This is a genomic window from Mizugakiibacter sp. (genome assembly GCF_039680435.1).
Classification (GTDB): domain Bacteria; phylum Pseudomonadota; class Gammaproteobacteria; order Xanthomonadales; family Rhodanobacteraceae; genus Mizugakiibacter.
Map to the genome: position 1 here is coordinate 1 of NZ_JBDKSX010000084.1, position 26,365 is coordinate 26,365.

Annotated in this window: 25 protein-coding genes and 1 pseudogene; 20 read left to right on the forward strand and 6 right to left on the reverse strand. The window is 71.7% G+C overall.

Going from position 1 to position 26,365, the window contains the following annotated elements:
- Window positions 1-25 precede the first annotated feature (25 nt).
- Window positions 26-565, reverse strand: coding sequence for a glycine zipper 2TM domain-containing protein (locus tag ABFC67_RS08925; protein ID WP_346737651.1), 540 nt, complete (start codon window positions 563-565; stop codon window positions 26-28).
- 418 nt (window positions 566-983) lie between these two features.
- On the opposite strand from ABFC67_RS08925, the gene fusA reads away from it, so the two are divergent.
- The 5 genes from fusA (at window position 984) to ABFC67_RS08950 (ending at window position 5,200) form a co-directional block, all read left to right on the forward strand.
- Window positions 984-3,032 (forward strand): elongation factor G, encoded by a 2,049-nt coding sequence (gene fusA / locus ABFC67_RS08930; protein ID WP_346737652.1) that lies wholly within the window; start codon window positions 984-986, stop codon window positions 3,030-3,032.
- Window positions 3,033-3,104: 72 nt separating this feature from the next.
- The gene (locus ABFC67_RS08935; protein WP_346737653.1) at window positions 3,105-3,401 is read left to right on the forward strand and encodes a hypothetical protein; all 297 of its coding nucleotides are present in this window, start codon (window positions 3,105-3,107) and stop codon (window positions 3,399-3,401) included.
- Between the two features lie 63 nt (window positions 3,402-3,464).
- Window positions 3,465-4,082: a hypothetical protein gene (locus tag ABFC67_RS08940; protein ID WP_346737654.1), complete on the forward strand. Its 618-nt coding sequence runs from the start codon at window positions 3,465-3,467 to the stop codon at window positions 4,080-4,082.
- A 166-nt stretch (window positions 4,083-4,248) separates the two neighbouring features.
- Window positions 4,249-4,749, forward strand: a complete 501-nt coding sequence (locus ABFC67_RS08945; RefSeq protein ID WP_346737655.1) for a GreA/GreB family elongation factor — start codon at window positions 4,249-4,251, stop codon at window positions 4,747-4,749.
- A gap of 34 nt (window positions 4,750-4,783) precedes the next feature.
- Window positions 4,784-5,200: a DUF2784 domain-containing protein gene (locus ABFC67_RS08950; RefSeq protein WP_346737656.1), complete on the forward strand. Its 417-nt coding sequence runs from the start codon at window positions 4,784-4,786 to the stop codon at window positions 5,198-5,200.
- A gap of 30 nt (window positions 5,201-5,230) precedes the next feature.
- Here the strand turns inward: ABFC67_RS08950 and ABFC67_RS08955 are convergent, their stop codons facing one another.
- Window positions 5,231-5,713: an SET domain-containing protein-lysine N-methyltransferase gene (locus tag ABFC67_RS08955; protein WP_346737657.1), complete on the reverse strand. Its 483-nt coding sequence runs from the start codon at window positions 5,711-5,713 to the stop codon at window positions 5,231-5,233.
- A gap of 124 nt (window positions 5,714-5,837) precedes the next feature.
- Between ABFC67_RS08955 and ABFC67_RS08960 the strand changes: the two genes are divergently transcribed.
- From ABFC67_RS08960 to ABFC67_RS09025, 14 genes and pseudogenes are all read left to right on the forward strand, one after another.
- Window positions 5,838-6,194 (forward strand): DUF488 family protein, encoded by a 357-nt coding sequence (locus ABFC67_RS08960; RefSeq protein ID WP_346737658.1) that lies wholly within the window; start codon window positions 5,838-5,840, stop codon window positions 6,192-6,194.
- Window positions 6,195-6,255: 61 nt separating this feature from the next.
- The gene (modA, locus tag ABFC67_RS08965) at window positions 6,256-7,017 is read left to right on the forward strand and encodes a molybdate ABC transporter substrate-binding protein (protein WP_346737659.1); all 762 of its coding nucleotides are present in this window, start codon (window positions 6,256-6,258) and stop codon (window positions 7,015-7,017) included.
- On the forward strand, window positions 7,014-7,694 hold the full coding sequence (modB, locus tag ABFC67_RS08970; RefSeq protein WP_346737660.1) for a molybdate ABC transporter permease subunit: 681 nt from the start codon (window positions 7,014-7,016) through the stop codon (window positions 7,692-7,694). Before modA ends, modB begins: the two co-directional genes overlap by 4 nt.
- Window positions 7,691-8,308, forward strand: a pseudogene (locus ABFC67_RS08975) (ATP-binding cassette domain-containing protein); the annotation flags it as partial. The gene modB and the pseudogene ABFC67_RS08975, both read left to right, overlap by 4 nt.
- Before the next feature lie 124 nt (window positions 8,309-8,432).
- On the forward strand, window positions 8,433-8,891 hold the full coding sequence (locus ABFC67_RS08980; RefSeq protein ID WP_346737661.1) for a hypothetical protein: 459 nt from the start codon (window positions 8,433-8,435) through the stop codon (window positions 8,889-8,891).
- A gap of 11 nt (window positions 8,892-8,902) precedes the next feature.
- Window positions 8,903-10,693: an acyl-CoA dehydrogenase C-terminal domain-containing protein gene (locus tag ABFC67_RS08985; protein ID WP_346737662.1), complete on the forward strand. Its 1,791-nt coding sequence runs from the start codon at window positions 8,903-8,905 to the stop codon at window positions 10,691-10,693.
- A gap of 235 nt (window positions 10,694-10,928) precedes the next feature.
- The gene (locus tag ABFC67_RS08990) at window positions 10,929-11,405 is read left to right on the forward strand and encodes a GNAT family N-acetyltransferase (RefSeq protein ID WP_346737663.1); all 477 of its coding nucleotides are present in this window, start codon (window positions 10,929-10,931) and stop codon (window positions 11,403-11,405) included.
- 158 nt (window positions 11,406-11,563) lie between these two features.
- Complete coding sequence (locus ABFC67_RS08995; RefSeq protein WP_346737665.1) at window positions 11,564-13,771, forward strand: toll/interleukin-1 receptor domain-containing protein; 2,208 nt, start codon at window positions 11,564-11,566, stop codon at window positions 13,769-13,771.
- A gap of 60 nt (window positions 13,772-13,831) precedes the next feature.
- Window positions 13,832-14,167, forward strand: a complete 336-nt coding sequence (locus tag ABFC67_RS09000) for a hypothetical protein (RefSeq protein ID WP_346737666.1) — start codon at window positions 13,832-13,834, stop codon at window positions 14,165-14,167.
- A 19-nt stretch (window positions 14,168-14,186) separates the two neighbouring features.
- Entirely contained in the window at window positions 14,187-15,890 is a 1,704-nt protein-coding gene (locus tag ABFC67_RS09005) for a hypothetical protein (RefSeq protein ID WP_346737667.1), read from the forward strand.
- A gap of 324 nt (window positions 15,891-16,214) precedes the next feature.
- On the forward strand, window positions 16,215-16,811 hold the full coding sequence (locus tag ABFC67_RS09010; protein ID WP_346737668.1) for an HNH endonuclease: 597 nt from the start codon (window positions 16,215-16,217) through the stop codon (window positions 16,809-16,811).
- A 421-nt stretch (window positions 16,812-17,232) separates the two neighbouring features.
- On the forward strand, window positions 17,233-19,020 hold the full coding sequence (locus ABFC67_RS09015; RefSeq protein WP_346737676.1) for a chloride channel protein: 1,788 nt from the start codon (window positions 17,233-17,235) through the stop codon (window positions 19,018-19,020).
- 130 nt (window positions 19,021-19,150) lie between these two features.
- A complete protein-coding gene (gene dxs, locus ABFC67_RS09020) occupies window positions 19,151-21,049 on the forward strand; it encodes a 1-deoxy-D-xylulose-5-phosphate synthase (RefSeq protein WP_346737669.1) in 1,899 nt (632 codons plus the stop codon).
- A 108-nt stretch (window positions 21,050-21,157) separates the two neighbouring features.
- Window positions 21,158-21,388, forward strand: coding sequence for a hypothetical protein (locus ABFC67_RS09025; RefSeq protein WP_346737670.1), 231 nt, complete (start codon window positions 21,158-21,160; stop codon window positions 21,386-21,388).
- A gap of 149 nt (window positions 21,389-21,537) precedes the next feature.
- Here the strand turns inward: ABFC67_RS09025 and ABFC67_RS09030 are convergent, their stop codons facing one another.
- From ABFC67_RS09030 to ABFC67_RS09045, 4 genes are all read right to left on the reverse strand, one after another.
- On the reverse strand, window positions 21,538-21,882 hold the full coding sequence (locus ABFC67_RS09030; protein ID WP_346737671.1) for a hypothetical protein: 345 nt from the start codon (window positions 21,880-21,882) through the stop codon (window positions 21,538-21,540).
- A 116-nt stretch (window positions 21,883-21,998) separates the two neighbouring features.
- Complete coding sequence (gene prmC / locus ABFC67_RS09035; protein ID WP_346737672.1) at window positions 21,999-22,832, reverse strand: peptide chain release factor N(5)-glutamine methyltransferase; 834 nt, start codon at window positions 22,830-22,832, stop codon at window positions 21,999-22,001.
- Window positions 22,825-23,004, reverse strand: coding sequence for a hypothetical protein (locus ABFC67_RS09040; RefSeq protein ID WP_346737673.1), 180 nt, complete (start codon window positions 23,002-23,004; stop codon window positions 22,825-22,827). Before ABFC67_RS09040 ends, prmC begins: the two co-directional genes overlap by 8 nt.
- A gap of 294 nt (window positions 23,005-23,298) precedes the next feature.
- Window positions 23,299-25,983, reverse strand: coding sequence for a M1 family metallopeptidase (locus ABFC67_RS09045; RefSeq protein ID WP_346737674.1), 2,685 nt, complete (start codon window positions 25,981-25,983; stop codon window positions 23,299-23,301).
- A 13-nt stretch (window positions 25,984-25,996) separates the two neighbouring features.
- On the opposite strand from ABFC67_RS09045, the gene ABFC67_RS09050 reads away from it, so the two are divergent.
- The coding region (locus ABFC67_RS09050) for a hypothetical protein (protein WP_346737675.1) at window positions 25,997-26,365 on the forward strand (369 nt) is incomplete at its 3' end.

Genomic DNA, 26,365 nt, shown 5'->3' on the forward strand with positions numbered 1-26,365 from the left:
GCACGGCGCAGCCGCGGTATCAGTCCTAGTCGTCGCGATCGCGCCCGGCCGGCATTACGTCGTCGTCCACGCGCACGCGGATGCGCGTGCCCGGGTCGTAGTCGAGCCGGCGGCGGAACTGTTCGCCCTCGTAGAGGTAGGTGACTTCGTAGGCGCTGGCTTCGCCGGCGACCTCGCGGCACTCGCGCCGATAGCCTTCGCGCGGCGCCTGGTTGGCCGCGATCTCGTGGCCGACCACGCCGCCGACCACCGCGCCGGCGACGGTCGCCGCCTTGCGCCCGTCGCCCTTGCCGACGGTGTTGCCGAGCACGCCGCCGACCACCGCGCCCAGCACGGTGCCGGCGGTGGTGTTCGGCTTTTCCTGCACCGGCACTTCGTAGCAGCGCTCGCGCCGCGCGCCGCCGATCGGCACCACTTCAACCACGCGCGCGTAGTCGTAGTACGGCCCGCGGTCGTGCTTGGCGCGCCGACCGTGTGCCGGCGCCCACGGCGGCGGATCGGCGAGCACGGGAACGGCGGCGCATGCGGCGACGGCCACGGCGAGCGAAATGATGCAACGTTTCATCGAAGTCCCCCTGTTTGCGGCGCGAATCGCCACGACGGCCACGCCGCCGCGCGTCGGCTGCCAAAGTTGCCACGCGCACCGGCGGCGGCGTGTGGCATGGATCACGGATCGCACGTGCGCCGCACCGCACCCGGCACCGGCCGCAGGCGTCCGCCCGCGGCGACGCCGGCCAGCATACCCGCCCGGCGCCGCGCCGGCGGCCCGGCCGCGGAGCCGATGCGGCGGGCCTGCAGGGCCGCGGCGCCGGCGGCTTGACCGCAAGACGCCGTGGGGCAAGGCTATGGACGCGACGGCGCCATTGTAGCCGGCGCCGCCTTCCGCCATGACCGCCCGCCCGAGCGCAGCGCGCGAGGGGTCTGCGCTTTCCGCGCGGACGTGCATGACGACCTCGTTCGCATTCGTCGAAAGGAGGCAGGTCGTGTCCTACCGCACCGAGGAAATCCGCAACGTGGCCTTGGCAGGCCACGCAGGCGCCGGCAAAACCACCCTGTTCGAAGCCCTGCTGCATGCCGGCGGCACCATTCAGACGGCAGGCGCGGTCGAGCGCGGCACGACCGTTTCCGACTTCGATCCGCTGGAACGCGCACGCGGCCATTCGATCGACGCCGCCATCGCCTCGGTCGACCTGCCCGGCTGCCACCTCAACCTGATCGACACGCCCGGCTACGCCGAATTCCGCGGCCCCACGCTGTCGGCGCTGACGGCGGTGGAAACCTGTGCGGTGGTGGTCAACGCCGTCACCGGCATCGAGCACGGCACGCGCCGGCTGATGCACTACGCGAAGCAGCGCCGCCTGGCGCGGCTGCTCGTGATCAACCGCATCGACGCCGAGGGCATCGACCTCGAGCGCCTGGTCGAGGACCTGCGCGCCGAGTTCGGCGCGGAGTGCCTGCCGATCAACCTGCCGGCGCAGGGCGGCGCCGGCGTGGCCGACTGCTTCTTCAGCCCCGCCGGGACGTCCGACTTTTCCACGCCGGCGATCGCGCACCAGCGCATCATCGACCAGGTGGTCGAGATCAACGAGCAGGTGATGGACCGCTACCTCGACGCCGGCGAAAGCGCGCTCAGCGGCGAGGATCTGCACATGGCCTTCGAGCAGTGCCTGCGCGAGGGCCACCTGGTGCCGATCTGCTTCGTCTCCGCGCGCACCGGCGCCGGCGTGAAGGAGCTGCTGCGGCTGGCCGAGCGGCTGCTGCCGAATCCGTGCGAGGGCAACCCGCCGCCGTTCATGCGCGGCAGCGGCAAGGACGCCGTGCCGATCGCCGCCACGCCCGACCCGGCCAAGCACGTGATCGCCGACGTGTTCAAGATCGTCAACGATCCCTTCGTCGGCAAGCTCAGCGTGTTCCGCATCTACCAGGGCACGGTGCGGCGCGACTCGCAGCTCTACGTCGACGACGGCCGCAAGCCGTTCAAGGTCGGCCACCTGTTCAGGCTGAAGGGCAAGGAGCACATCGAGATCGAGCAGGCGCTGCCCGGCGACATCGCCGCGGTCGCCAAGGTCGAGGAGATCCACTTCGACGCCGTGCTGCACGATTCGCACGACGAGGACAGCACCCACCTCGCGCCGCTGGACTTCCCGCAGCCGATGTTCGGCCTCGCCGTCGAGCCGGCGCACAAGGGCCAGGAGCAGAAGCTGGCCACCGCGCTGGCGCGGCTGGGCGAGGAAGACCCCTGCTTCCGCGTCGAGCACAACAAGGAACTGAACGAGACGGTGGTGCGCGGGCTGTCCGACCTGCACCTCAAGCTGATGCTGGAGCGCATGCAGGAGCGCTACGGCGTCGAGGTGAAAACGCGGCCGCCGCGCATCGCCTACCGCGAGACGGTCAGCGCCAGGGCCGAGGGCCACCACCGGCACAAGAAGCAGACCGGCGGCGCCGGCCAGTTCGGCGAGGTGTTCCTGCGCATCGAGCCGCTGCCGCGCGGCGCCGGCTTCGAGTTCGTCGACGAGGTCAAGGGCGGCACCATCCCCAACCAGTTCATCCCGGCGGTGGAGAAAGGCGTGCGCCAGGTGCTCGAGCACGGCGCGCTCGCCGGCTACCAGATGCAGGACGTGCGCGTGATCGTCTACGACGGCAAGTCGCACCCGGTCGACTCCAAGGAAGTCGCCTTCGTCAGCGCCGGCCGCAAGGCGTTCCTCGACGCGATCGGCAAGGCGCGCCCGCAACTGCTGGAGCCGATCGTCAACCTCGAGGTGTCGGTGCCCGACGCGCACATGGGCGACGTCACCGGCGGGCTGGCCGCCAAGCGCGCGCGCATCAACGGCACCGACACGCTGCGCGGCGGCGGGCTGGTGATCAAGGCGCAGGTGCCGCTGGCCGAGGTGGTCGACTACCAGACCGAGCTGAAGTCGATGACCGGCGGCCGCGGCCGCTACGCGATCGAGTTCAGCCACTACGAGCCGGTGCCGCCGCAGCTGCAGAAGCAGCTTGCCGAGGCGTACCGGCCGAAACCGGAAGAGGATTGAGCGCGGCGGGAAACGCGCCGCCGCGCGCGCATCGTCTCGCGTCCGTCGGACGCATGTGAGGAGGTAGCAGCCATGGACATCACGACCCTGATCGTCAACCTGATCGCCGGCCTGGTCGGCGGCAACGCCGTCGGCGCCGCGGCGAAGAGCACCAGCCTCGGCGCGGTCGGCAACTCGGTCGTCGGCGCAATCGGCGGCGCCGGCGCCGGCTGGCTGATGCCGCTGATGGGCGTGCTCGGCAGTGCCGCCGCGCAAGGCGGCGGCACGGACATGGGCGCGCTGATCGGCAACGCCATCGGCGGCGGCGTGGGCGGCGCGGTGCTGACCGCGATCGTCGGCCTGATCAAGAACAAGGTCGCCGCCAAGTGAGCTCCCGCCGGCGGGCCTCGGCCCGCCGGTCCCGGCCGGTTCCGCACGCCGCGGCCGGTATCGTTGATCGCGATCAACATCGCGCGGTTCGACCGCGCCAACGATGCGCAGGAGCGGACACGCGGGAATACCGTCACAGACACCAAGCGGTGCGGCACGCCGTCCGGCATGCAGCGCCGCATCTGTCGCGGGCCCGCGTGTTCGCACCACCCCACGCATGTGGAGGTCGCCATGAACCGATCGATCGTGTTCGCCGCCGTGCTCGGCATGCTTGCGGGCGGCACCGCGCTGGCTCAGCCCGCCACGAAGGCGACGTCCGCGCAGGCCGAGGCTTCGCCAATCTACGGCTGCGAGCTGATGACGCCGCAGGAGCGCATGGACTACCGCGCGCGCATGCACGGCGCCAAGACGGCGCAGGAGCGCGAGGCCATCCGCGTCGAGCATCACAAGCAGATGCAGCAGCGCGCCAAGCAGCGCGGCGTCACCCTGCCCGCCATGCCGGCCGCCGGCCGCTGCCCCGGCATGACGGAACCGGGCGCAGGCAAGGGCATGGGGCCCGGCATGATGGGACCGGGCGCGGGCAAAGGCATGGGCCCCGGCATGATGGGGCCGGCGCGCGGCGCCAGCGCGGCGATGCCGCCGGCCACGGCCACCAGCACGCCCCCGCCCGCCGGCGGCTGACCGCGCACGACCGTTCTTCACGCCGCCTTCGCACCGTTTGTGCTAACGATGGCGGCGGCACCCGCGGCGGGAGGCTTGCCCGCGTGAACGCGATGACGACGACCGATCCGCGCCGACCGCGCCTTCCGGCGCGCCGCGCTGTCGCGATGGCGCGGCGGCCACGCGCATGAGCCGCGCCTTCGTCAAGGAATCCGACGCCTCGACCGAGCTGCCCGAACTGCCGCTCAGTCCGCACCCCAATTACGTCACGCCGCGCGGGCTGGAGCTGCTGAAGGAGCGTCGCGAGCGCGTGCGCGCCGAGACGGAGCGACTGGCCGAGCAGAACGTCGGCGCCGACACGCTGGCGCTGGCGCACGCGCAGCGCGAACTGCGCTGGCTGGATGCGCGCATCGGCAGTGCGCTGCCGGTCGACGCGGCGGCGCAGCCGCCCGGCCGCGTCGCGTTCGGCTGCACGGTGGACGTCGAGGACGCCGACGGCCATCGCGCCAGCTATCGCATCGTCGGCGAAGACGAGGCCGACGCCGCGCACGGCCTGGTCAGTTGGGTTTCGCCGCTGGCGCGCGCCCTGCTCGGCGCGCGCGTCGGCGACGAGGTGATCTGGAAGCGCCCCGCCGGCGACCTGTCCATCGAGGTGCGGGGCATCCGCTGCGGCGACGCGCCCGGTTGAGCCGCCGCCCGTCACCGCCGGAACGTGCGGTCCCGTGATCGAGCACCTGCCCGCCGCCGCTGCCGCGAGGCTGGCCGATGCGCTGGTGCTGGCGCATGCGGGCGTCGTCGCCTTCGTGGTCGCCGGGGAAGCCGCGTTCCTGCTCGGCGGCGGGCGCGGCTGGCGCTGGGTGCGCAACCTGCCGCTGCGCCTCGCGCACCTGGCGCTGACCGGCTTCGTTGCCGCGCAGACCTGGCTGGGCGAGCTGTGCCCGCTGACGCTGTGGGAGCAGGCGCTGCGCCAGCGCGCCGGCGAGGCGACCTACCGCGGCAGCTTCGTCGGCTACTGGCTGGATCGCCTGCTCTACATCGACGCGCCGTGGTGGGCGTTCGTCGTCGCGTACACGGCGTTCCTGGCGCTGGTCGCGCTGACCTGGCGCCGGGTGCCGCCGCGGCGCAGGCCGCACGCGTGAGCCGGCAGCCGCGCCGCGTGCGCGCGGCGATTACGCGGCGCGCTTCCCGCGCTTGGGCTTCAGCATGGTGCCGGCGCAGGTGCGCGCGCCGCAGCGGCACGCCCACAGCGCCTTCAGGCGCGGCGTCTGGCGCACCTCGAGCGTGATGCCGTAGTCGTAGGTCAGCTCCTCGCCGGCGCGGATGTCGCGCAGCGCCTCGATCAGCACGCGGTCGTGGCGCGGATCGCCGTCGGCGGCCTCCTCGACCAGCGCCTGGCAGTTCGGCGCGCAGCCGTGGTTGATCCAGCGCGCGATGTTGCCGCCGACGTTGCCGTCGATGATGTAGCGGTCGTTGAGGGTGAACAGGAAGGTATGGCCGGTCTCGGCGCCGTCGGCGTACAGGCGATCGGCCTGCCGGTGCGTGATGAGGCGGCCGCGGTACACGGCGACGGTGGCGCCGGCCTTGATGTCGGCGACGGCGAACACGCCGTTGCCGTGGATGGGCGAGCGGCGCAGGGCGATCTTGCGGGGCATGACGGCATTCGTGGGAGGAAATCCGCCGATATTGTGCCGCGCCGCGCGTGCGGCGCAAGCGGCTTGATACCGCGCGCGGAAAGTCCACACTCGACGGCCGGTCCCACTTCGCCGGAGTCCCGCCATGAACATCCTGCTCAAACGCACCACCGAAGCCCCCGCGCGCGGCGACGGCGCGCGCGTGCTGGTGGATCGGCTGTGGCCGCGCGGCAAGTCGAAGGAAGCGCTCAAGCTCGACCTGTGGCTGCGCGACGCCGCGCCCAGCACCGAACTGCGCCAGTGGTTCGGCCACGATCCCGCGAAGTGGGCGGAGTTCCGCCGCCGCTATCACGCCGAGCTGGACGCCAACGCCGCCGCGCTGGCGCCGCTGCGCGAGCTGCTCGGCGCGCGCACCGTGACCCTGCTGTTTGCCGCCGCCGACACCGAGCACAACAACGCCGTCGCCCTGCGCGAGTGGCTGCTGCGCGCGCACAAGCACTGACGACGCGGCGCACGCGGGGGTCCGCAGTCTAGAATCGGCACCGGTTCCCCGGAGACGCCCGATGCTGTCGCGATGGCTGGTCCTGCTGCTGGCGCTGGCGCTGGCGCCGTCGGGCGCGCACGCCGAGCCGCCGCTGCTGTTCGCCGCGGCCAGCCTGAAGCCGGCGCTGGACGCGCTCGCCGCCGAGGGCGCGCTGGGCGCGCCGGCGCCGACGCGGGTCTACGCCGCCAGTTCGCAACTGGCGCGGCAGATCGCGCAGGGCGCGCCGGCCTCGGTGTTGGTTTCGGCCGACCGCACCTGGATGGACTATCTCGCCGAACGCAGGCTGATCGCCGCCGACAGCCGCGTCGACCTGCTCGGCAATGCGCTGGTGCTGGTCGCGCCCGCCGGCGCGAAGCTCGCGCTCGAACTGACGCCGGGTGCGGACCTGGTCGGCGCGCTGCGCGGCGGACGGCTCGCCGTGGCCCTGCCCGACGCGGTGCCGGCCGGGCGCTACGCGAAGCAGGCGCTGGCCGCGCTCGGCCTGTGGGACGCCGTCGCGCCGCGCCTCGCGCCGGCGCAGGACGTGCGCGCCGCGCTGAACCTGGTGGTACGCGGCGAGGCGCCGCTCGGCGTCGTCTACCGCTCGGATGCGGTATCGGAGCCGCAGGTGCGCGTGGTCGCCACCTTCCCGCCGGACAGCCACGCGCCGATCGTCTATCCGGCCGCGGTGGTCGCCGCGCACGACGATGCCGCGGCGCGCGCGCTGCTGGCCGCGCTGCGCGCGCCGGCCGCGCAGGCGACGTTCCGCCGCTTCGGCTTCGACGCGCCGCCCGCCCGATGAGCCTGCTTTCCGCCGACGCCGCGCAGGCGCTCGCGCTCAGCCTGCGCGTGGCCGGCGTCGGCATCGCCGCCGGCCTGCCGTTCGCGGTGGCGCTGGCCTGGCTGCTGTCGCGGCGACGCTTTCCGCTGAAGGTGCTGGTGGAGACGCTGGTGTACCTGCCGCTGGTGCTGCCGCCGGTGGTCACCGGCTACGGCCTGCTGCGCCTGTTCGGCCACGCCGGACCGCTCGGCCGCGTGCTGGACGCGCTCGGCATGAGCGTCGCCTTCCGCTGGACCGGCGCGGCGATCGCCGCCGCGGTGATGGGCCTGCCGCTGCTGGTGGTGTCGCTGCGCACCGCCTTCGACCAGGTCGACCGCCGCTACGAGCAGGCTGCGGCAACGCTGGGCGCGCCGCCGTGGCGCATCTTCGCCGGCGTGACGCTGCCGCTGGCGATGCGCGGCCTGATCGCCGGCTGCGTGCTGGCGTTCGCGCGCGCGTTCGGCGAGTTCGGCGCCACCAGCACCTTCGTCTCCAGCATCCCCGGGCAGTCGCGCACGCTGCCGGTGGCGATCTACGAGTTCCTCAACGTGCCCGGCGGCGAAGCGGATGCCGCGCGGCTGGTGTGGGTGGCGGTGGCGGTGGCGTTCGCGGCGACGCTGGGCGCCGCGCTGTTGCAGCGCGGCGGACGGCAGCCATGATCGACATCGACATCGCGCTCGCGCGCGACGGCTTCGTGCTGGAGGCGACGATCGCCTCGCCGGCGCGCGCGCTGGCGCTGTTCGGCCCGTCCGGCAGCGGCAAGACCACCCTGCTGCACGCGCTGGCCGGGCTGCTGGCGCCCGAGCGCGGGCGCATCGCGCTGGACGGCCGCGTGCTGTTCGACCGCGCCGCCGGCGTCAACCTGCCGCCGGCCGCGCGCGGGCTGGGCGTGGTGTTCCAGGACCTGCGCCTGTTCCCGCACCTGTCCGTGCGCGACAACCTGCTGTACGGCGCGCGCCACGCCGGCGCGCGCAGCCGCGTGGCCGAGTTCGACGCGGTGGTCGCGCTGCTCGGCCTGGGCGCGCTGCTGGCGCGGCGGCCGGACTCGCTGTCCGGCGGCGAGGCGCGGCGCACGGCGATCGGCCGCGCGCTGCTGGCGCAGCCGGTGGCGCTGCTGCTGGACGAGCCGCTGTCCGGGCTGCACCGCGAAGCGCGCGCCGAGGTGCTGCACCATCTCGCCGGCTTGAAGCGCGAGCTGCGCGTGCCGACCCTGCTGGTCAGCCACCAGGCCGACGAGGTCGCCGCGCTGGCCGAGGAAGTGGCGCTGATCGAGGACGGCCGCATCACCGCCACGCTGCCGGTGGCGGCATTCCGCGCGCGCTACGCGGCCGCAGCGGGCTGACGCGCGCCGTCGCCGCGGGTACGCTACCATTCAAACGACCGTTCGAGGAGCGCCCATGCAACGGCTGTCCGCTTCGCTACTGCTCGTGTCGCTGTTTGCCGCGCTGCTCGGCGGCTGCGCGCAGACCCACCCGCTGCAGCCGCCGGCGGCGAGCGTGCAGCAGTTGCGCGTCGGCGCCGACGGCGAGTGGGGCATCGTGCTGCGCATCCAGAACCAGAGCTTCGCGGCGATGCACGTGACCAACGTGCGCGTCGAGCTGCGCGTGGCCGCGCAACTGGCCGGCACGCTGGACGCCAGCCCCGCGCTGGACATCCCGCCGCTGTCCGCCGACGTCGTCGAGATGCGCCTCAAGCCCGCCGCCGCGGCCGCCGCCGCGCGGAACGGGCAGAGCGTGGCCTACGCGCTGGCCGGCGAGATGCGCGTCGGCAAGAAGGCCGAACACACCACCACCATGCCGCTGGAGAGCAAGGGCTGGCTGTCGCCGGTGCCCGGGCTGAGCGGCGTCTACCGCTGACGGACATCGCCATGAGCACCTATACCGCACCGCTGGCCGACATGCGCTTCGCGCTGTACGACTTCCTCGGCGCCGAAGCGCTGTACGCACGCCTGCCGGGCTGCGAGTCGGCCACCCGCGACGTGATCGACGCCGTGCTGGACGAGGCCGCCAAGCTGTGCGGGCAGGCGCTGGCGCCGCTGAACGCGGTCGGCGACCAGGAAGGCTGCCGCTACGACAAGGCCACCGCGAGCGTGGCCACGCCCACCGGCTTCAAGCAGGCCTACGACCAGTTCGTCGAAGGCGGCTGGTCGGGGCTGACCGCGCCGGCCGAATTCGGCGGGCAGGGCCTGCCGGAAAGCATGGGCGCGCTGGTCAAGGAGATGATCGACTCGGCCAACCTGGCCTGGGGCACCTACCCGCTGCTGTCGCACGGCGCCACCGAGGCGCTGAAGCAGCACGGCGAGAAGTGGCAGCAGGACGCGTTCCTCAAGCCGATCGTCGAGGGCCGCTGGACCGGCACGATGTGCCTGACCGAGCCGCACTGCGGCACCGACCTCGGCCTGCTGAAGACGCGCGCGGAGCCGGCCGGCGACGGCGTCTACCGCATCAGCGGCACCAAGATCTTCATCACCGCCGGCGAGCACGACTTCACCCAGAACATCGTGCACCTGGTGCTGGCGCGCCTGCCGGACGCGCCGGCCGGCACCAAGGGCATCTCGCTGTTCGTGGTGCCGAAGTTCAAGGTCGCGCGCGACGGCACGATGGGCGCGCGCAACGCGCTCGCCTGCGGCGCGATCGAGCACAAGATGGGCATCAAGGGCTCGGCCACCTGCGTGATGAACTTCGACGGCGCCGAAGGCTACCTGCTCGGCCAGCCGCACCGCGGCCTCGCGGCGATGTTCACCATGATGAACACGGCGCGCCTGGCGGTCGGCCTGCAGGGCCAGGCGCTGATCGAGCGCGCCTACCAGAACGCGCTGGCCTACGCGCGCGAGCGCCTGCAGATGCGCGCGCTGTCCGGTGCCAAGTTTCCCGACAAGCCGGCCGATCCGCTGATCGTGCATCCCGACGTGCGCCGCATGCTGCTGACGCAGAAGGCGTTCTCGGAAGGCGGCCGCGCGCTGGGCGTGTACGCCTACGCGCTGGTCGACATCCAGCACCACGGCGCCGACGAGGCCGAGCGCAAGCGCGCCGACGAGCTGGTTTCGTTCCTCACCCCGATCGTCAAGGGCGTGCTGACCGAGGCCGCGGTCGAGTGCACCAACCACGCGCTGCAGATCTACGGCGGCCACGGTTACATCGCCGAGAACGGCATGGAGCAGTTCGCCCGCGACGCGCGCATCACCACGATCTACGAGGGCACCACGCAGATCCAGGCGCTCGACCTGCTCGGGCGCAAGGTCATGCAGCAGCAGGGCGTCGGCCTGCGCCACTTCATGGAGGAGATCAGCGCGTTCTGCCAGGCGCACGCCCGGAACGACGCGCTGGTCGAGTTCATCGGCCCGCTGGCGGTGGCGACCAAGGAGTTGGGCGACCTGACCATGGCGCTGGGCAAGCGCGCGATCGCCGATCCCGAGGAGGTCGGCGCGGCCGCGGTCGATTATCTTTTCTACTCCGGCTACGTCGCGCTGGCCTACGTGTGGGCGAAGAGTGTCGCCGCCGCCGACGCCTCCGCGCACGACGCCGACTTCAAGGCCGCCAAGCGCCACACCGCACGCTTCTACTTCGCCCGCATCCTGCCGCGCACGCGCGCGCACCGCGCGGCGATCGAGGCCGGCGCGGACAGCCTGCTGGCGATGCCGGACGCGCTGTTCGGCTGAGGCGGAACACCCGCGATTCGGGGCCGAAGCCCTCCCGCAACCGCGCACTCCGCCCGCGCGCCCCCTTGCAGGAGCGGCTTCGTCCGCGGACGACGTACAGTTCGGGCCGAGGCCCCTGCCTCGGGTAGCGCGGCGCACGGACGGGGTCATGCCCTTCCCTTCCGCGATCCGCTCAGGTAAGAAACGCAGCGCGCACCGCCGCACGTCCCTTACGCCTGCCACGCGGGAATTCATGATGAACGACGCGCCCATCCGTATCCGCCTCGCCGAAGCCGAGGACGACGCCTTCATTCTCGGCCTGGCCGAGCGCTTCACCGGCTTCGATCTGCCCGGCTGGCGCAAGCGCGGCGAAACCACCGCCGGCATCCGCCGCGACCTCGAGCGCCACCTGCGCGAACAGCCGCCGAACTCCTACATGTTCGTGGCCGAGGACGACGACGGCGCGCGCGTCGGTTTCCTGCACCTGCAGAAGGTGGTCGACTTCTTCACCGGCCAGCCGAACTGCCACATCTCCGACCTCGCCGTCGCCCCCGACCGCGAGGGCCGCGGCATCGGCCGCGCGCTGCTCGCCTACGCCGACGACTGGGCGCGCGAACACCATTGCAGGCTGGTCACGCTGGCCGCCTTTCCCGCCAACGAACGCGCACGCGCGCTGTACGAGAAGGCCGGCTTCGGCATCGACCTGCTGCGCCTTGCCAAGCCTTTGAAATGACGGGATCGCTTTGCTGAAACCGTGATTCAATTCACATTCATGTGCTAGGCTCCCCCCTCGCCCGACCGGCGCGGCATCGGGGGTTATCCGAGCCGCACCCGGCCCCGCGAACGTTCCCGGTGTTCTGGTCATCCGCGCGCGGATGAAAGGGGCGTCGCATGCCGGAGTCCGCTGCGAATCGCGGGTTCGCCTACCGCGCCTTCATCAGCTACAGCCACCGCGACAGGGCGTGGGGCGACTGGCTGCACAAGGCGCTGGAAACGTACCGCGTGCCATCGCGCCTGGTCGGCAAGCGAACCGCGGCCGGCCCGATCCCGCGCCGCCTCGTCCCGGTGTTCCGCGACCGCGAGGAGCTGGCCAGCGCCACCGATCTCGGCCGCAAGGTCAACGAGGCGCTGGCGCAATCCGAAAACCTGATCGTGATCTGCTCGCCCGCCTCGTCCGCGTCGCGCTGGGTCAACGAGGAAGTGCTGGCGTACAAGCGCATGGGCCGCGCCGAGCGCATCTTCTGCCTGATCGTCGGCGGCGAACCCGGCGCCGGCGACCTGCCCGGCCGCGAAGCCGAGGAATGCTTCTGCCCCGCGCTGCGCCACAGGCTGGACACGACGGGCCAACCGACCGGCGAGCGCGCCGAACCGATCGCCGCGGACGCGCGCCCCGGCAAGGACGGCAAGACCAACGCCAAGCTGAAGCTGATCGCCGGCCTGCTGGATGTCGGCTTCGACGCGTTGAAGCAGCGCGAACTGCAACGCAGCACCCGCCGCATGACCGCGATCGCGGCGCTGGCGCTGACCGTGATGGCGGTGACCAGCGGGCTGGCGATCGCCGCGCTGATCGCGCGCCACGAAGCCGTGACCGCGCAACAGGCCGCCGAGCGCCGGCAGAAGCAGGCCGAGAACCTGGTCGACTTCATGCTCGGCGATCTGAGCGACAAGCTGAACCAGGTGAATCGGCTGGACATCCTGCAGGCGGTCGACGACAAGGCGATGGCCTACTTCACGTCGTTGCCGTCCGCCGACGTCACCGATGCGGCGCTGGCGCAACGCATCAAGGCGCTGGAGCAGATCGGCAGCGTGCGGATGCAGCAGGGGCAGACGCCTGCCGCGCTCGACTCCTACGGGGCGGCATCGGTGCTGGCCCGCGAACTGTCGCGGCGCGCGCCCGGCGACGCGGCCCGCGCGGCCGACTACGCCGACAGCCTGAAATGGGTCGGCCAGGCTTATTGGTACCAAGGCGACCTCGAGCATGCGTTGCGGAACTTCCAGGCCGCGGCCGGATTGCTGCAAACGGCGCACGCGGCCATGCCGGGCGACAACGACTTGACCTTCAAGCTCGCCCTGGCGCGAAACAATATCGGCCACGTGCTGGAAACGCGCGGCGATTTCGCCCACGCCCACGCCGAATACGCGGTCACGCTCAAGCTGTACCAGGCATTGGCCGCGCGCGCCCCCGCCAACCCCAAGTGGCAGTCGTACATCGGCGATGCCTGGGACAATCTCGGCAAGCTGGCGCTGGAGCAGGGCGGGCTCGGCGAGGCCCTCGCGGACTACCGCACGGACCAGCGCATCAAGGCCGCGCTGGTCGCGCGCGATCCGGCCAATCACGATGCGCAGGAAAACCTGCTGGTCAGCAACGCGATCCTCGGCCGGACCTTGGCCCTGTGCGGGCGAATCGACGCCGCACTGGCCTACACGCGGCAAGCCGTCGACAGCGCGCGGAGATTGACCGGATTCGATGCGGCCAACGCCTACTGGCGGGAATATGTCGGCCTGTACAGCCAGCAACTCGGCGGCCTGCTGCGGCAGCAGGGCCGACTCGACGACGCCGCGGCAGCCGATGCCGAGGCGGCGCGCGCCTTGAGCGAAATCGTCGCCAGGGACCCATCCAACAATCAGTGGCAACGCGAGCTTGCGCAAAGCCGGCTGGAATTCGCGCGCCTCAAGCTGCGCCAGGGCGATTCGGCGGCAGCGGAGGCATTGGCGCGCGCTGCGGCGGACCGTCTCGCCGCATTGCGCGGGAAGCACGCGTCCGACTTGCGGCTGGCCCTGCTCGCGGCGCAGGCGGACACGCTGCTCGGCGATCTTGCGGCCAGCCATGGCGACGACGGCGCGGTGCGCGGATTCCGGTTGCGGGCGCGCGATGCGATCACGCCCGCGCTGCATGCCGGCGACGATCCGGGCGCGCTCGCCGCCGCGGTCGCCATTCTGCTGAAGCTGGACGAGACCGATGCGGCGAAGCCGCTGATCGCGAAACTCGCGGCCATGGGCTATCGCACGCCGGATTTCGAGGCGCTGCTTGCAACGGAACACATCGACTACGCGGTGGACGCCGCCGCGGCACGACGCATTGTCGACGCGATGCAATGAACCAAGGCGATCACGGCCCGCCTTTCCCGTGCCGTCCGTTCGAAGCGAAGGAGCATTGCCATGAGCACCGTGCAAGTTTCGCTGGACACCAGCGCCGATCCCCCGGTGACCTGCAATCCGCACAAGACCTCCGTCAACCGGGGCAACCAGACCATCGACTGGGTGCCGGCGCAGAACCAGACCTTCAGCTTCACGTCGTTGACCTTCGCCGGCAGCCCGAGCTGCTTTTCGACGCCGACCGTCACCAATTCGCAAATCAGCGTGACGGACGACGATCAAGCCGCCGGGGACTACGCGTACACCATCGTCGTCACCCGGAACGGGGTGCCGTACAGCTCGACCGCATCCAGGATCACGGGCGGCGGCGGCGGCGATCCGTCCATCAAGAACAACTGACCCGATGCAAGCGGACGCCTTGACGCCGCTTGTCATCGGCGTCACCAGCCATCGCCATCTTGCCGCCGGCGAGATCGAGGCGATCCGCTTGCGCGTGCGGGACTTCTTCGCGCAAATGCAGCGCGAGTTTCCCGAGTTGCCGTTGGTCGTGTTGAGCGCACTGGCCGAAGGCGGCGATCAATTGGTCGCGGAAGAAGCCCTGTCCATCGGCGCGCGCCTGATCGCGCCGCTGCCGTTGCCGCGCGCGCTGTACGCGGAGGATTTCGCCGACGCGGCCCGCACGGCATTCGCCGATCTGTGCGGCCGTGTCGAAGTGCTGCAACTGCCGCTGCTGCCCGGCAACACCCTTGCCGATGTCGCCGCGCCGGGGCCGGCGCGCGACCACCAGTACGCGCAGGCCGGCGTGTTTGTCGCCAGCCACTGCCACATCCTGCTGGCGCTATGGGACGGGCGCGACTCGGAGCTGCTGGGCGGCACGGCGCAGATCGTGCGCTATCACCTTCACGGCATCATGCCGGGCACGATCGAACGCCGGCATGCGCGTCACACCGTACTGGACAGCGGCGACGAGAGCCTGCTGTATCACATCGCCTGCTCGCGGACCGACGCCGATGGCGCGGTGCGGCCGCCGCGCCCCCCGCTGCAGCCGGCGCAGGTGCGCTGGGTCAGCCAGGAACACGAGCGAGACGCCGCCGAGGGCATGCCGGACGAATTCCGCCGCATGTTCGACTACCTGCGGCAATTCAACGCCGACGCGCAACGCCACGCCGGCAGCATCTTCACGAGCGCGATCCCGCCGGCATCCACCGCAACAGGCAGCGCCTCCATCGACAAGCTGTTTGCCGCCGCCGACTGGCTGGCGGTGCACTTCCAGAGACAGGTGCTGCGGGCGATGGCCGGCCTGTCCGTGCTGGCCGCGCTGATGGGCATCGCCTTCATCGGCTATTCCCACCTGCCCGAAAACCTGCCGTACCGGGACAACGCCATCTACGTGTTCGTCATCCTGTTCGCCGCCGGGGTGTTGCTGGCAAGGGTCGCGCAGCGGCGCGGCTGGCATCGCAGATACATCGACTACCGCGCGCTCGCCGAAGGCTTGCGCGTGCAGTGCTACTGGCTGCGCGCAGGCGTCGATGCGACGACTTCCGGCGCATTCGCGCACGACAATTTCCTGCAGAAGCAGGACGTCGAACTCGGCTGGATCCGCAACGTGATGCGCACGGCCGGCCTGTACGCCATCGGCGCCCCGGCACGGTCGAACGACTTGTCGCAGGTCGTTGCCGAGTGGATCGGCGAACCCGGCGGCGACGGGCAGCTTGGCTACTACTCGCGCAAGGCCGAGCAATGCAGCCGCGCACACCACCGGATGCAGAGGCTCACCCACCTCCTGCTGGCCGTCGTGATTGCCCTCAGCATCTTCCTGGCCGCGTTCCACCGCCGGCTCAGCGCCGATGTCACCGCAAGCCTGGTGGCGGTGATGGGTGCGCTGGCAATCGTCGCCGCGGCGCGCGAATCGTACGCGCACCGCAAGGCTGACAAGGAACTGATCAAGCAGTACCGCTACATGCGCGGCATCTTCGCCAACGCGCACAGGAAACTGGACGCCGAGCCGGACCCCGACGGCCGCCGCGACATCCTGCGCGCGCTGGGCGAGGCGGCCCTGGCCGAACACGCGGAATGGGCGCTGATGCACCGCGAGCGGCCGCTGGAACACGGGAAGCTTTGAGCATCCCCGGCGGCGATTTACGCCCGACTGCCGGACACGGGCGGCCGCGGCATCGGCCGCGCTGGCCGCCTATCCCGCCGATGGACGCGCGCGCTGCACGAGAAGGTCGGCTTCGGCATCGACCCGCTGCGCCTGGCCAAGCCGGTCGAGAGAGCGCCGGCCGCCCGGCGCGGCCGCCTTCCCGTCGATTCAGCCGGTCCGGCGCGGCCGGCCCGTCCGCGCCCGCGATTTTCCTGTCGCCGAAATTTTGTTCTATGCTGAGCCGGTTCCAGGGAATGATGGCGGCTGGATCGCCCGTTTGGCCCGTTTTCACTGGAGGCATGCATGTTGGTCGTCGAGCCATGCAGATCGGCTGACATCCACAGTACCCGCGTCCTGTCGCTCGACTCCGCCGGGCGCATCCTCGACTGGATGAGCTGGCAGGATGCGGTCTGCCTGTACGTGCGCGGCGCGGTGGCGTGGACGCTGGGCGACCCCTGCCTGACCATCCACGGCGGCACCAGCCGCAACACCGGCCTGCAGAGCACGCTGCAACTGCACCCGATCGTGGCCAGCACCGGCCACTGCCGCGAGCACGCGCTGGATCCCTCGCCGGCGCTGACCAACGCCGCGCTGTTCGCGCGCGACCGCCACGTCTGCCTGTACTGCGGCAGCCACTACGCGCGCGGCGAGCTGACCCGCGACCACGTGGTGCCGCTGTCCAGGGGCGGCCGCGACCTGTGGGAAAACGTGGTCACCGCCTGCCTCGCCTGCAACATCCGCAAGGGCGGGCGCACCCCGCAGCAGGCGAACATGCCGCTGCTGGCGGTCCCGTACCGGCCAAGCTGGGTCGAGCACCTGATCCTGTCCAACCGCAACATCCTCGTCGACCAGATGGAATTCCTGGTCAACCACCTGCCGCGCGATCGCCGGCCGAGCTGATCCCCCATCGCGGCGCGAGAACGCCGTCATGCCCGCGCAAGCGACAACCGGGTAGGGTGCGCGCTGCGCGCGAAGCCAGGGGTCGTTCGGGCCGCGGCTGCCGTCACGCCGTTTCGCAGCCACCGCGCGAAGTCGCGTCGTGCGCGCAGCGCACGCTGCAGCATGCCCACGATGTCGCGACGATGCAGCCGCGCACGCCGTGGGCCGTGGTTGCGCAGGGCGCATCGCGCGGCGCGAGCTGGTGCCATCGGCCGGGCGACGCTATGCTGCCGTGCTGCTTTGCAACAAACCGAGGGAGTACAAGTCCGCCGTGAGCACGTCCCGCGCCGAGGATTCCTCGCACCCCAGCGTGCGCACCGAAGGCAGCACCGACGCGCTGCCGTTCGCGCCGGAGCTGGGCACGGTGCTGGACGCCGCGCGCATGCCGCGCGAATCCACCCTGGTCGACCGCCGCGTGCTGCTGATCACCGCGGTCGCGATCGTGATCGCGGCCGGCGCGGCACTGATCGCGCGCGTGCTCACCGCGCTGATCGGGCTGATCACCAACCTTGCCTTCTACGGCCGCTGGTCGGTCGAGTTCGTCTCGCCCGCCGGCCACCACCTCGGCGCCTGGGTGATCGCGGTGCCCGTGGTCGGCGGCCTGATCGTCGGCGTGATGGCGCGCTACGGCTCGCAGGCGATCCGCGGCCACGGCATCCCCGAGGCGATGGAGCAGGTGCTGCTGAACGAATCGAAGATCGCGCCGCGCATCACCTTCCTCAAGCCGGTGTCCTCGGCGATCGCGATCGGCACCGGCGGCCCGTTCGGCGCCGAGGGGCCGATCATCGCCACCGGCGGCGCGATGGGCTCGTTCCTCGGCCAGTTGCTGCGCGTCACCGCCGCCGAGCGCAAGACCCTGCTCGCCGCCGGCGCCGCCGCCGGCATGGCCGCGGTGTTCGGTTCGCCGGTATCGGCGCTGATCCTCGCCGTCGAGCTGCTGCTGTTCGAGCTGAAGCCGCGCTCGCTGATTCCCGTGGCGCTGGCCGCGGTCACCGCGACCGGCGTGCGCTACGCGCTGGTCGGTTCGGCGCCGGTGTTCCCGATGCCCGACGTGGTCGAGCCGGGCGGCGCCGCGCTGGCCTGCTACATCGCGCTGGGCGCGCTGATCGGCCTGGTCAGCGTCGGCGTGACCCGCATCGTGTACGGCATCGAGGACGCGTTCGAGAAGCTGCCGGTGCACTGGATGTGGTGGCCGGCGATCGGCGGCCTCGCGGTCGGCGTGGTCGGCTACTTCGCGCCGCTGACGATGGGCGTCGGCTACACCAACATCGAGGCGATCGTCGCCGGCCACCTCGGCGCGGCGGCACTGGCCTCGCTGTGCCTGATGAAGTTCCTGTCGTGGTCGATCGCGCTCGGCAGCGGCACCTCGGGCGGCACGCTGGCGCCGCTGTTCACCATCGGCGGCGCGCTCGGCGCGCTGGCCGGCATGGCGCTGGCGGCGCTGGCGCCGCGGCTCGGCATCGATCCGCGCATCGCCGGCCTGGTCGGCATGGCGGCGATCTTCGCCGGCGCCTCGCGCGCGCTGCTGGCCACCATCGTGTTCGCCTTCGAGACCACCCAGCAGCCGTTCGGCCTGCTGCCGCTGCTGGGCGGCTGCGCCGCGGCGTACCTGATCTCGGCGCTGACCATGCGCAACACGATCATGACCGAGAAGATCGCGCGCCGCGGCGTGCGCGTGCCCAGCGAGTACACGGCCGATTTCCTCGAACAGGTCACGGTCGGCAAGGCGTGCACGCGCGACGTGATCTCGCTGCACACGGCCGATGAGCTGGGCGAAGTGCGGAGCTGGCTCAATTCCGGCAAGCCCGACGCGCAGCACCAGGGCTATCCGGTGCTGGACGACCAGGGCCGCGTGCGCGGCGTGGTCACCCGCCGCGACCTGCTGAATCCCGACGTCCCGGAACTGCGCCACATCGGCGAGATGCTCGGCCGCGAGCCGATCGTGGTGCGCGAGGACCACTCGCTGCGCGAGGCCGCCGACCACATGGTCGCGGAGAACGTCGGCCGCCTGATCGTGGTCAGCACCGAGCCGCCGCAGCGCATGGTCGGCATCCTCACCCGCGGCGACCTGCTGGCCGCGCACGCGCGCCGCCTCAAGGAAGCGCACCAGGCCGGGCGGCACATCCGCATCCGCCAGGCGATCAGGCGGCGCATCGGCGTACCGGGCTGAGCGCGGCGCACCGGCTCCCCTCGCCCCGCCGGAGCGGGGGCGCCGTCCGCAGGGCAGCCGTGCATGCGCCGCCGCGCGCCGCCCCACCCTCGCCCTTGCCCCGCCCGCCGCGTCGGCCAACAATACGCCGATGATCGACCCCGCCCGATACCCGCGCCTGGCGAACGTCGCCACGCCCGCCGACCTCAAGCGCCTGCCCGAAGCCGAGCTGCCCGCGCTGGCCGACGAGCTGCGCCGCTACCTGATCGAATCGGTCGCCACCTCCGGCGGCCACTTCGGCGCCGGGCTGGGCGTGGTCGAGCTGACCGTGGCGCTGCAGTACCTGTACGACACGCCGCGCGATCGCCTCGTCTGGGACGTCGGCCACCAGTGCTATCCGCACAAGATCCTCACCGGCCGCCGCGACCGCATCACCACGATCAAGAAGAAGGACGGCCTGGCGCCGTTCCCCAAGCGCGACGAGAGCGAGTACGACGCCTTCGGCGTCGGCCATTCCTCGACCTCGATCTCGGCAGCGCTGGGCATGGCGATCGCCGCGCAGCGCCGCGGCGACCACCGCAAGATCGTCGCCGTGATCGGCGACGGCGCGATGACCGCCGGCATGGCCTTCGAGGCGCTGAACCACGGCGGCGACGTCGAGCCCGACCTGCTGGTGATCCTCAACGACAACGGCATGTCGATCAGCGAGAACGTCGGCGGCCTGACCAAGATGCTGGCGCGGCTGATGGCCAGCCGCACGCTGAACGCGATCCGCGAGCGCGCCAAGCGCGCGATGCCGAAGGGCGGCCACGCCTGGCGCTTCGTCAAGCGCTGGGAGGAGCACGCCAAGGGCATGTTCGTGCCGTCCACGCTGTTCGAGGAACTGGGCTTCCACTACACCGGCCCGATCGACGGCCACGACCTGCCGCTGCTGCTGCAGTCGCTGCGCACGGTCAAGGACCTCAAGGGCCCGCAGCTCCTGCACGTCGTCACCACCAAGGGCAAGGGCTACCCGCCGGCCGAGCGCGAGCAGATCGAGTACCACGCGGTCGGCCCGTTCGACCCGGCCAAGGGCGTGGTCAAGAAGCCCGGCGCGGCGAAGCCCACCTACACCGACGTGTTCGGCGCGTGGCTGTGCGACATGGCCGCCGCCGACGAGCGCCTGATGGGCATCACCCCGGCGATGCGCGAAGGCTCCGGCCTGGTGCACTTCTCGCAGCTGTATCCGCAGCGCTACTTCGACGTCGCCATCGCCGAGCAGCATGCGGTGACGCTGGCCGCCGGCATGGCCTGCGAGGGTGCCAAGCCGGTGGTGGCGATCTATTCCACCTTCCTGCAGCGCGCCTACGACCAGTTGATCCACGACGTCGCCCTGCAGAACCTCGACGTGCTGTTCGCGATCGACCGCGCCGGTCTGGTCGGCCCGGACGGCGCCACCCACGCCGGCAGCTTCGACCTCAGCTACCTGCGCTGCATCCCCAACATGCTGGTGATGGCGCCGGCCGACGAGAACGAATGCCGGCAGATGCTGACCACCGGCTTCCGGCACCACGGCCCCGCCGCGGTGCGCTATCCGCGCGGCATCGGCCCGGGCGTCGCCCTGCGGCCGGAGCTGGACGAGCTGCCGATCGGCAAGGCCGAGCTGCGCCGGCGCGGCCACGGCCTCGCCATCCTCGCCTTCGGCAGCATGGTGGCGCCGTCGGCCGCCGTCGCCGGCGAGCTGGACGCCACGCTGGTCAACATGCGCTTCGTCAAGCCGCTGGACGAGGCGCTGGTGCTGGAGATGGCGCGCAGCCACGCGGCGCTGGTCACGGTCGAGGAAAACGCCATCGCCGGCGGCGCCGGCAGCGCGGTGGCCGAACTGCTGGCTGCGCACGGCATCGCGATCCCGGTCCTGCACCTCGGCCTCGCCGACCGCTACCTCGAGCACGGCAGCCGCGCGGAGCTGCTGGCGATCGCCGGCCTGGATGCCGCCGGCATCCGCGCCGCCACCCTCAAGCGCTTCCCGCAGTTCGCCCCGGCGTCCGCGCCGCGCGGCGCGGTGGGCTGAGCCCGCCCGCGCCGCGCTCACTCCCTTTGATCGTCGTCAAACCGCGCCGCGTCCGGCGCGCGATCCTGCGCCGAGGCATCGCCGGATGCCGCACGCTGGGGAGGCTCCATGGACACGCTCAGCCGCGACGAAGTCTTCGAGATCGTCGGCGAACTCGACGACGGCATCCTGCTCGATCTGATCGCCACCGGCGCCACCTACGGCGAGCTGCTCGAAGCCTGCACCTGGCTGACCAGCGACGACGCCATGGGCGAAACCCTGGAGCATCCGCCGCAGGGCCGCGTCGCCGAACTGTGCGACATCCTCAGCCGCATGGACTGGCCGGACGAGCGCGACTGAGGCGGCTCGCGATTCGCAACGTAGGGTGGGCCTTGGCCCACCATGACTTCTGCCGACGGCCAGGATCGGTGGGCCAAGGCCCACCCTACGCACGATAAGTTTCATGGGTGTGTGCCGGCGGTACGCCTCGCCGGCACACACGCAATGCTCTACTTGCTGCCATTCACGCAACGAAACGTGATTGTGGCGGATGCCGTGGTTGCCGGATGCGCACCGGCAAAGCCATTGTGGCCATAACCCACCACACCCGTGCCGGGTCTGGCTTCGTTTCCGCTCGCTTGGGCCAGCTCTGCCGTGCCACCCTTCTGAGCACAAAAAGCGTTGGCTTTCCCCATTAACTCGGCAACCTTTTCCCCTTCGGAACCGAAGATCGTCGCATTCCGGCCCGCAACCATATAAAGGTCGTTGCCGATTGACGTGATCGGCGACTGCGTAGCGCAGCCCGCCAAACACACGACGCCGACGATGCCGTACCTCGCCATTACTTTGAGCATGATTTCTCCCCCTTTTGCGATGCATGCGCATGACCACAGAGCGGCCAGCGCGGGGAAATTACCCCCCCCCCCCCCGAATTGCAACCCGGACGGCGCGTTAAGAATGGAACGTCACGTCACAAGCTGCCGCCGCTGACGCGCTCGCGCCCTTCGAGATCGCGCGCGGTGAACACCTCGCGGTAGCCATGCGCGGCGAGCAGCGCGCGCACGGCGGCGCCCTGATCGAAGCCGTGCTCGAACAGCAGCCAGCCGCCGGGGCACAGGTGCGCGCGCGCGTCGCGCACGATGATGCGGATGGCGTCGAGGCCGTCGGCGCCCGAGGCGAGCGCGGTCGCGGGCTCGAAACGCAGGTCGCCCTCGTCGAGATGCGGATCGCCGGCGGCGATGTACGGCGGATTGGCGACGATCAGGTCGAGGTCGCGCGCGTCGCCCAGCGCCGCGCACCAGTCGCCCTGCGCGAAGGCGACGTTGGCGATGCCGAGCCGCTGCGCGTTGCGCCGCGCGACGGCCAGCGCCTCGGCGCTGGCGTCGGTGGCAAGCACGCGCGCGCGCGGGCGTTCCCGCGCGATGGCCAGCGCGACCGCGCCGCTGCCGGTGCCGAGGTCGGCGACGCGCGTCTCCGCATCCGCGGGCAGGCGCGCCAGCGCCAGCTCGACCAGCAGTTCGGTTTCGGGGCGCGGGATCAGCGTCGCCGGCGTCACCTCGAGTTCCAGCGACCAGAAGCCGCGCGTGCCGACGAGGTAGGCGACCGGCTCGCCCGCGGCGCGGCGTGCCAGCAGCGCCGCGAACGCCGCCTGCTGCGCGGCGTCCACCGCATCGCCGGCGTGCGCGTACAGCCACGCGCGCGGCCTGCCCAGCGCGTGCGCCAGCAGCAGCTCGGCTTCCAGCCGCGCCGCGTCGCCCAGCAGGCGCAGAGCCGCGTCGGCGAGCAGCGCACGCACCTCAGCCACGCGGCGCACCCGGTTCCTCGGCGCCCACCTGCGGCCACGCGCGATCGCCAGTCGGCTGCACGGTCCGGCTTTCCGCAGCGAACGCGAAGCACGCGGCGCGCGGCGCCAGCGGCAAACAGGCGCGCGCCGTCGTGGTCATCCCCGGCACCGGCGATCTCAGGCTGCGCAGCACGGCGTCTCCCTTTCGGCTCGCATCGAGAGTGTAACCGGGCCGCACGCTTCCTCACGCCGCCGCCGGCATACGGCCGCGGAACGGCATTCGCGCAGCGGTGAGCGCGCGACACCGCTGCTTTTCCCCGTTCCCCGACGGGGAGCGGGTGGAGTGAGGGTGCCGCCCGCAGGACGGCATGTGGCGATCGATCGCACAGCCCGCGTTGCGCGCGTCCACTCGCCCCATGTCCTCCCCGGGAGGACATGGGGCGCCGCTATCCGTGGCGCGGTCCCCTACGACCGCCGCGACGGCGGCTCAACGCAGGACCGCGGCGGGATCCTGCTTCGCGCGCAGCGCCGTGCACAGCTCGATCTGCTCGCGCGTCTGCGCCAGCCCGCGCGCGGCGCCGCTGACTTCATCGAGGCGCGGCTGGAAGAACGCCTGCAGGCGGTCGGCCTCGGCTTGCGAGCAGCCGCCGCGGGCGAACAGGCTCGGCAGTTCGCCGCCGGCGAAGCTGCCGGTGCGCTTGACCACCGCGTCGTAGTTGGCGGTGAACCACGTCCACAGCGATTCGCGGCCGGCGCCCTTGTCGCGGCTGGAACGGATCAGCATCGCCATCTCGCCAACCTTCACCTTGGGGTCGAGCGCGAAGTCGCGCACGCGGGTCGCCAGTGCGGGATCGGTGACGGCGCCGACGCCGCCCAGCATGGCGTTGCGCTGCGCCGCCTCGCTGTTGCGCGTGAGCTCGCCGAGCAGCGCGTCGACCGCCGGCTTGCCGCGCTCCTGCGCGCCGACCGCGAGCGCGGTGCCGAGCAGGTCCGGGTTGGCGGCGGTGAGGTCGAGACGGCCGTCCGCCTTGGCGCGCAGCGCCCTGTCGGCCTGCGCCAACAGCGCGGCGCGCACTTCCGGCAGCTTCACCTCGAGGCCGAGGAAGCTGGCCAGCGCGCTGCGCAGCAGCGCGTCGTCGTCGGCCTCGCCGGCGCGCCGCTCGTAGCCGAGCGCCTGCAGGCGCGGCAGGTAGAGGTCGCGCGCGACCTCGGCGAGGCGCGCGCGCTGCGCGTCGTCGCGCGCCTCGTAGCGCCAGATCCACTCGAAGGTCGGCAGCAGCGCGACGGCGACCTGGCGCGTCTTCGACGGCGCCAGCGTGCGCATCGCCGCCAGCGCCGCGGAAGCGTCGAGATCGCCGCGGCGGAAGGACGCGTCGACGGCGTCGGCATAGGCGAGCTGCTCGCGGTCGGACAGGCGGCCGACGGCCGCGGTCAGACGCGCGAAGTCGGCCTGCGGCATGCTGAAGCGGTAGTAGCCGGCGGCGTCCGCGTTCGGCATGTACCAGACCGGGCACTGCGCGCCGGCCAGCGCCATGCGGCCCTCGCGCCGGTCCAGCAGCTCGCACTGCGTGCGCGCACCCGCGCCGTCGCCGTAGCGCACGCACACCGGCACGCTCCACAGGCGGTCGGTTTCGCCGGTCGAGCCGAGCGGCAGGTAGCGGCTCTGCTTCAGGCGCAGCGCCGGCTCGCCGTGGTCGCAGTCGAGCCGCGTCTCGACCAGCGGCACGCCGGACTGGTCGAGGAAGCTCTTCATCGCGCGCTCGAAGCGCTCGCCCTTGCCGGACGCCTTGGCCAGCGCGGCGACCAGGTCGTCGGCGGTGGCATTGGCGAAGGCGTGCTCGCGCACGTAGGCGCGGATGCCGCGCTGGAACACGTCGGCGCCGAGATAACGCTCGAACATGCCGAGCACCGCGGCGCCCTTCTGGTAGGTGATGCCGTCGAAGGCGGTCTCGATGTCGCCGTTGTTCCCGATCGGCTGGCGGATGCGGCGCGCGCTGACCAGGCTGTCGTTGTCCATCGCGTACTCGGCGCCCTCGACGCGGTCGAGGTCGGCGCGGTACTGCGGGCGCAACTGCTGGGTGATCTTGCCCTGCATCCAGGTGGCGAACGCCTCGTTCAGCCAGATGTCGTTCCACCACGGCATGGTCACGGTGTCGCCGAACCACTGGTGCGCCAGCTCGTGCGCGCTGACGTTGAACGAAGCGCGCACGTAGTAGGCCGGCGACTGCGGATCGAGCAACAGCAGCCAGTCGCGGAAGGTGACCAGGCCGGGGTTCTCCATCGCGCCCGCGCTGAAATCGGGCGCGGCGACCAGCGCCACCTTGTCGAACGGATAGGCATAGCCGAAGTAGTCTTCCAGCGCGGTGACGATCGCCGGCGTCTGCTCCAACGCGCGCGCCAGCCGCTTGCCCTCGCCCTGCGCGGCGACGCCGTACAGTGGCGTGGCGTGGCCGCGCCACTTCGTCGCCGGGATGTCCGGCCCTTTGACCACGTCCCACGGGCCGGCGGCGAAGGCGACCAGGTAGGTCGGCAGCGGCTGGGTCGGCGCGAACTCGTAGCGCGTCCAGCCGTCGGCCTGCTTCTGCTGCTTCACCGGCAAGGTGTTCGCCACCGCGGTCTGGCCCTGCGGCACGCTGACGCTCAGCTTGAACGGCGTCTTGAACGACGGCTCGTCGAAACCGGGGAACGCGTAGCGCGCGCTGATCGGCTCCATCTGCGTGACCGCGTACGGCACGCCCTCGTGGCTGACCTTGTACAGGCCCTGCAACTGGGCGTTGAACGGCGCGCTGAAGGCGATCGTCAGCGTGTAGCGCCCCGGCTTCAGCACGCGACCGAAGCCCACCTCGGCGACGCCCTCCTTCTCGGCCACCGCGCGGTACTGCGCCGCGTGCGACTCGCCGGCGCTGTCGGCGATCGTCGCCTTGCTCACGTCGAGATCGCGGCCGTGCAGCCACAGATGATCCGCCGGCTGCTTCAGGTCGACGGTGATGGTCGCCGTACCGGCGTAGGTGGTCTGGCGCGGATCGACGCGGAAGTCGAGCGTGTAGCCCTGCGGCACCGCCCAGCGCGGCAGCTTGCCGAGCGGCGGCACGTCGTTGGGGGTGGCGGCGAAGGCGCCGCTCGCGCAGACGGCGAGCGCGGCGAAGGCGAGCAGGCGAAGGCGATGGAGCACGGGACGTCCCTCCGTGGCGGCAAAACCGCAGCACAGCACCCGCGGGCGGCGCGCGTCAACGCCCGATGGTCACGGCGGGCGTTCGGCGGGAAATTCGCGCCCACGCGAGCGCGGACGGCGGGAAATCAAGTCCGACGCGGACGCCAGCCGGAGGCGAGACCACACCGCCGCGCTGCGCGCGGCTCTGTCGGCGTCGCGCTACTATCGATCGACACGATCGTGGGGTCTCGGATTTAATTGCCTCCGTCCCCTTATCGCCAATGGCGACCCGGGCACGCGGCAGGCGTACCACACCGGCTATCTCAAGCGCGACGGCTACCTCACGCAGACGGTGAGCGGCTCGAGCCCGGACGACAGCAACTTCCGGCCGACCACCTCCACC

Coding starts and splice junctions, on each gene's coding strand:
- ABFC67_RS08925 (WP_346737651.1), bottom strand. CDS start 565: ATGAAACGTTGCATCATTTCGCTCGCCGTGGCCGTCGCCGCATGCGCC.
- ABFC67_RS08935 (WP_346737653.1), top strand. CDS start 3,105: ATGGACATCACGACCCTGATCGTCAACCTGATCGCCGGCCTGGTCGGC.
- ABFC67_RS08945 (WP_346737655.1), top strand. CDS start 4,249: ATGAGCCGCGCCTTCGTCAAGGAATCCGACGCCTCGACCGAGCTGCCC.
- ABFC67_RS08955 (WP_346737657.1), bottom strand. CDS start 5,713: ATGCCCCGCAAGATCGCCCTGCGCCGCTCGCCCATCCACGGCAACGGC.
- ABFC67_RS08960 (WP_346737658.1), top strand. CDS start 5,838: ATGAACATCCTGCTCAAACGCACCACCGAAGCCCCCGCGCGCGGCGAC.
- modA (WP_346737659.1), top strand. CDS start 6,256: ATGCTGTCGCGATGGCTGGTCCTGCTGCTGGCGCTGGCGCTGGCGCCG.
- modB (WP_346737660.1), top strand. CDS start 7,014: ATGAGCCTGCTTTCCGCCGACGCCGCGCAGGCGCTCGCGCTCAGCCTG.
- ABFC67_RS08980 (WP_346737661.1), top strand. CDS start 8,433: ATGCAACGGCTGTCCGCTTCGCTACTGCTCGTGTCGCTGTTTGCCGCG.
- ABFC67_RS08985 (WP_346737662.1), top strand. CDS start 8,903: ATGAGCACCTATACCGCACCGCTGGCCGACATGCGCTTCGCGCTGTAC.
- ABFC67_RS08990 (WP_346737663.1), top strand. CDS start 10,929: ATGAACGACGCGCCCATCCGTATCCGCCTCGCCGAAGCCGAGGACGAC.
- ABFC67_RS08995 (WP_346737665.1), top strand. CDS start 11,564: ATGCCGGAGTCCGCTGCGAATCGCGGGTTCGCCTACCGCGCCTTCATC.
- ABFC67_RS09000 (WP_346737666.1), top strand. CDS start 13,832: ATGAGCACCGTGCAAGTTTCGCTGGACACCAGCGCCGATCCCCCGGTG.
- ABFC67_RS09010 (WP_346737668.1), top strand. CDS start 16,215: ATGTTGGTCGTCGAGCCATGCAGATCGGCTGACATCCACAGTACCCGC.
- ABFC67_RS09015 (WP_346737676.1), top strand. CDS start 17,233: ATGCCGCGCGAATCCACCCTGGTCGACCGCCGCGTGCTGCTGATCACC.
- dxs (WP_346737669.1), top strand. CDS start 19,151: ATGATCGACCCCGCCCGATACCCGCGCCTGGCGAACGTCGCCACGCCC.
- ABFC67_RS09025 (WP_346737670.1), top strand. CDS start 21,158: ATGGACACGCTCAGCCGCGACGAAGTCTTCGAGATCGTCGGCGAACTC.
- ABFC67_RS09030 (WP_346737671.1), bottom strand. CDS start 21,882: ATGCTCAAAGTAATGGCGAGGTACGGCATCGTCGGCGTCGTGTGTTTG.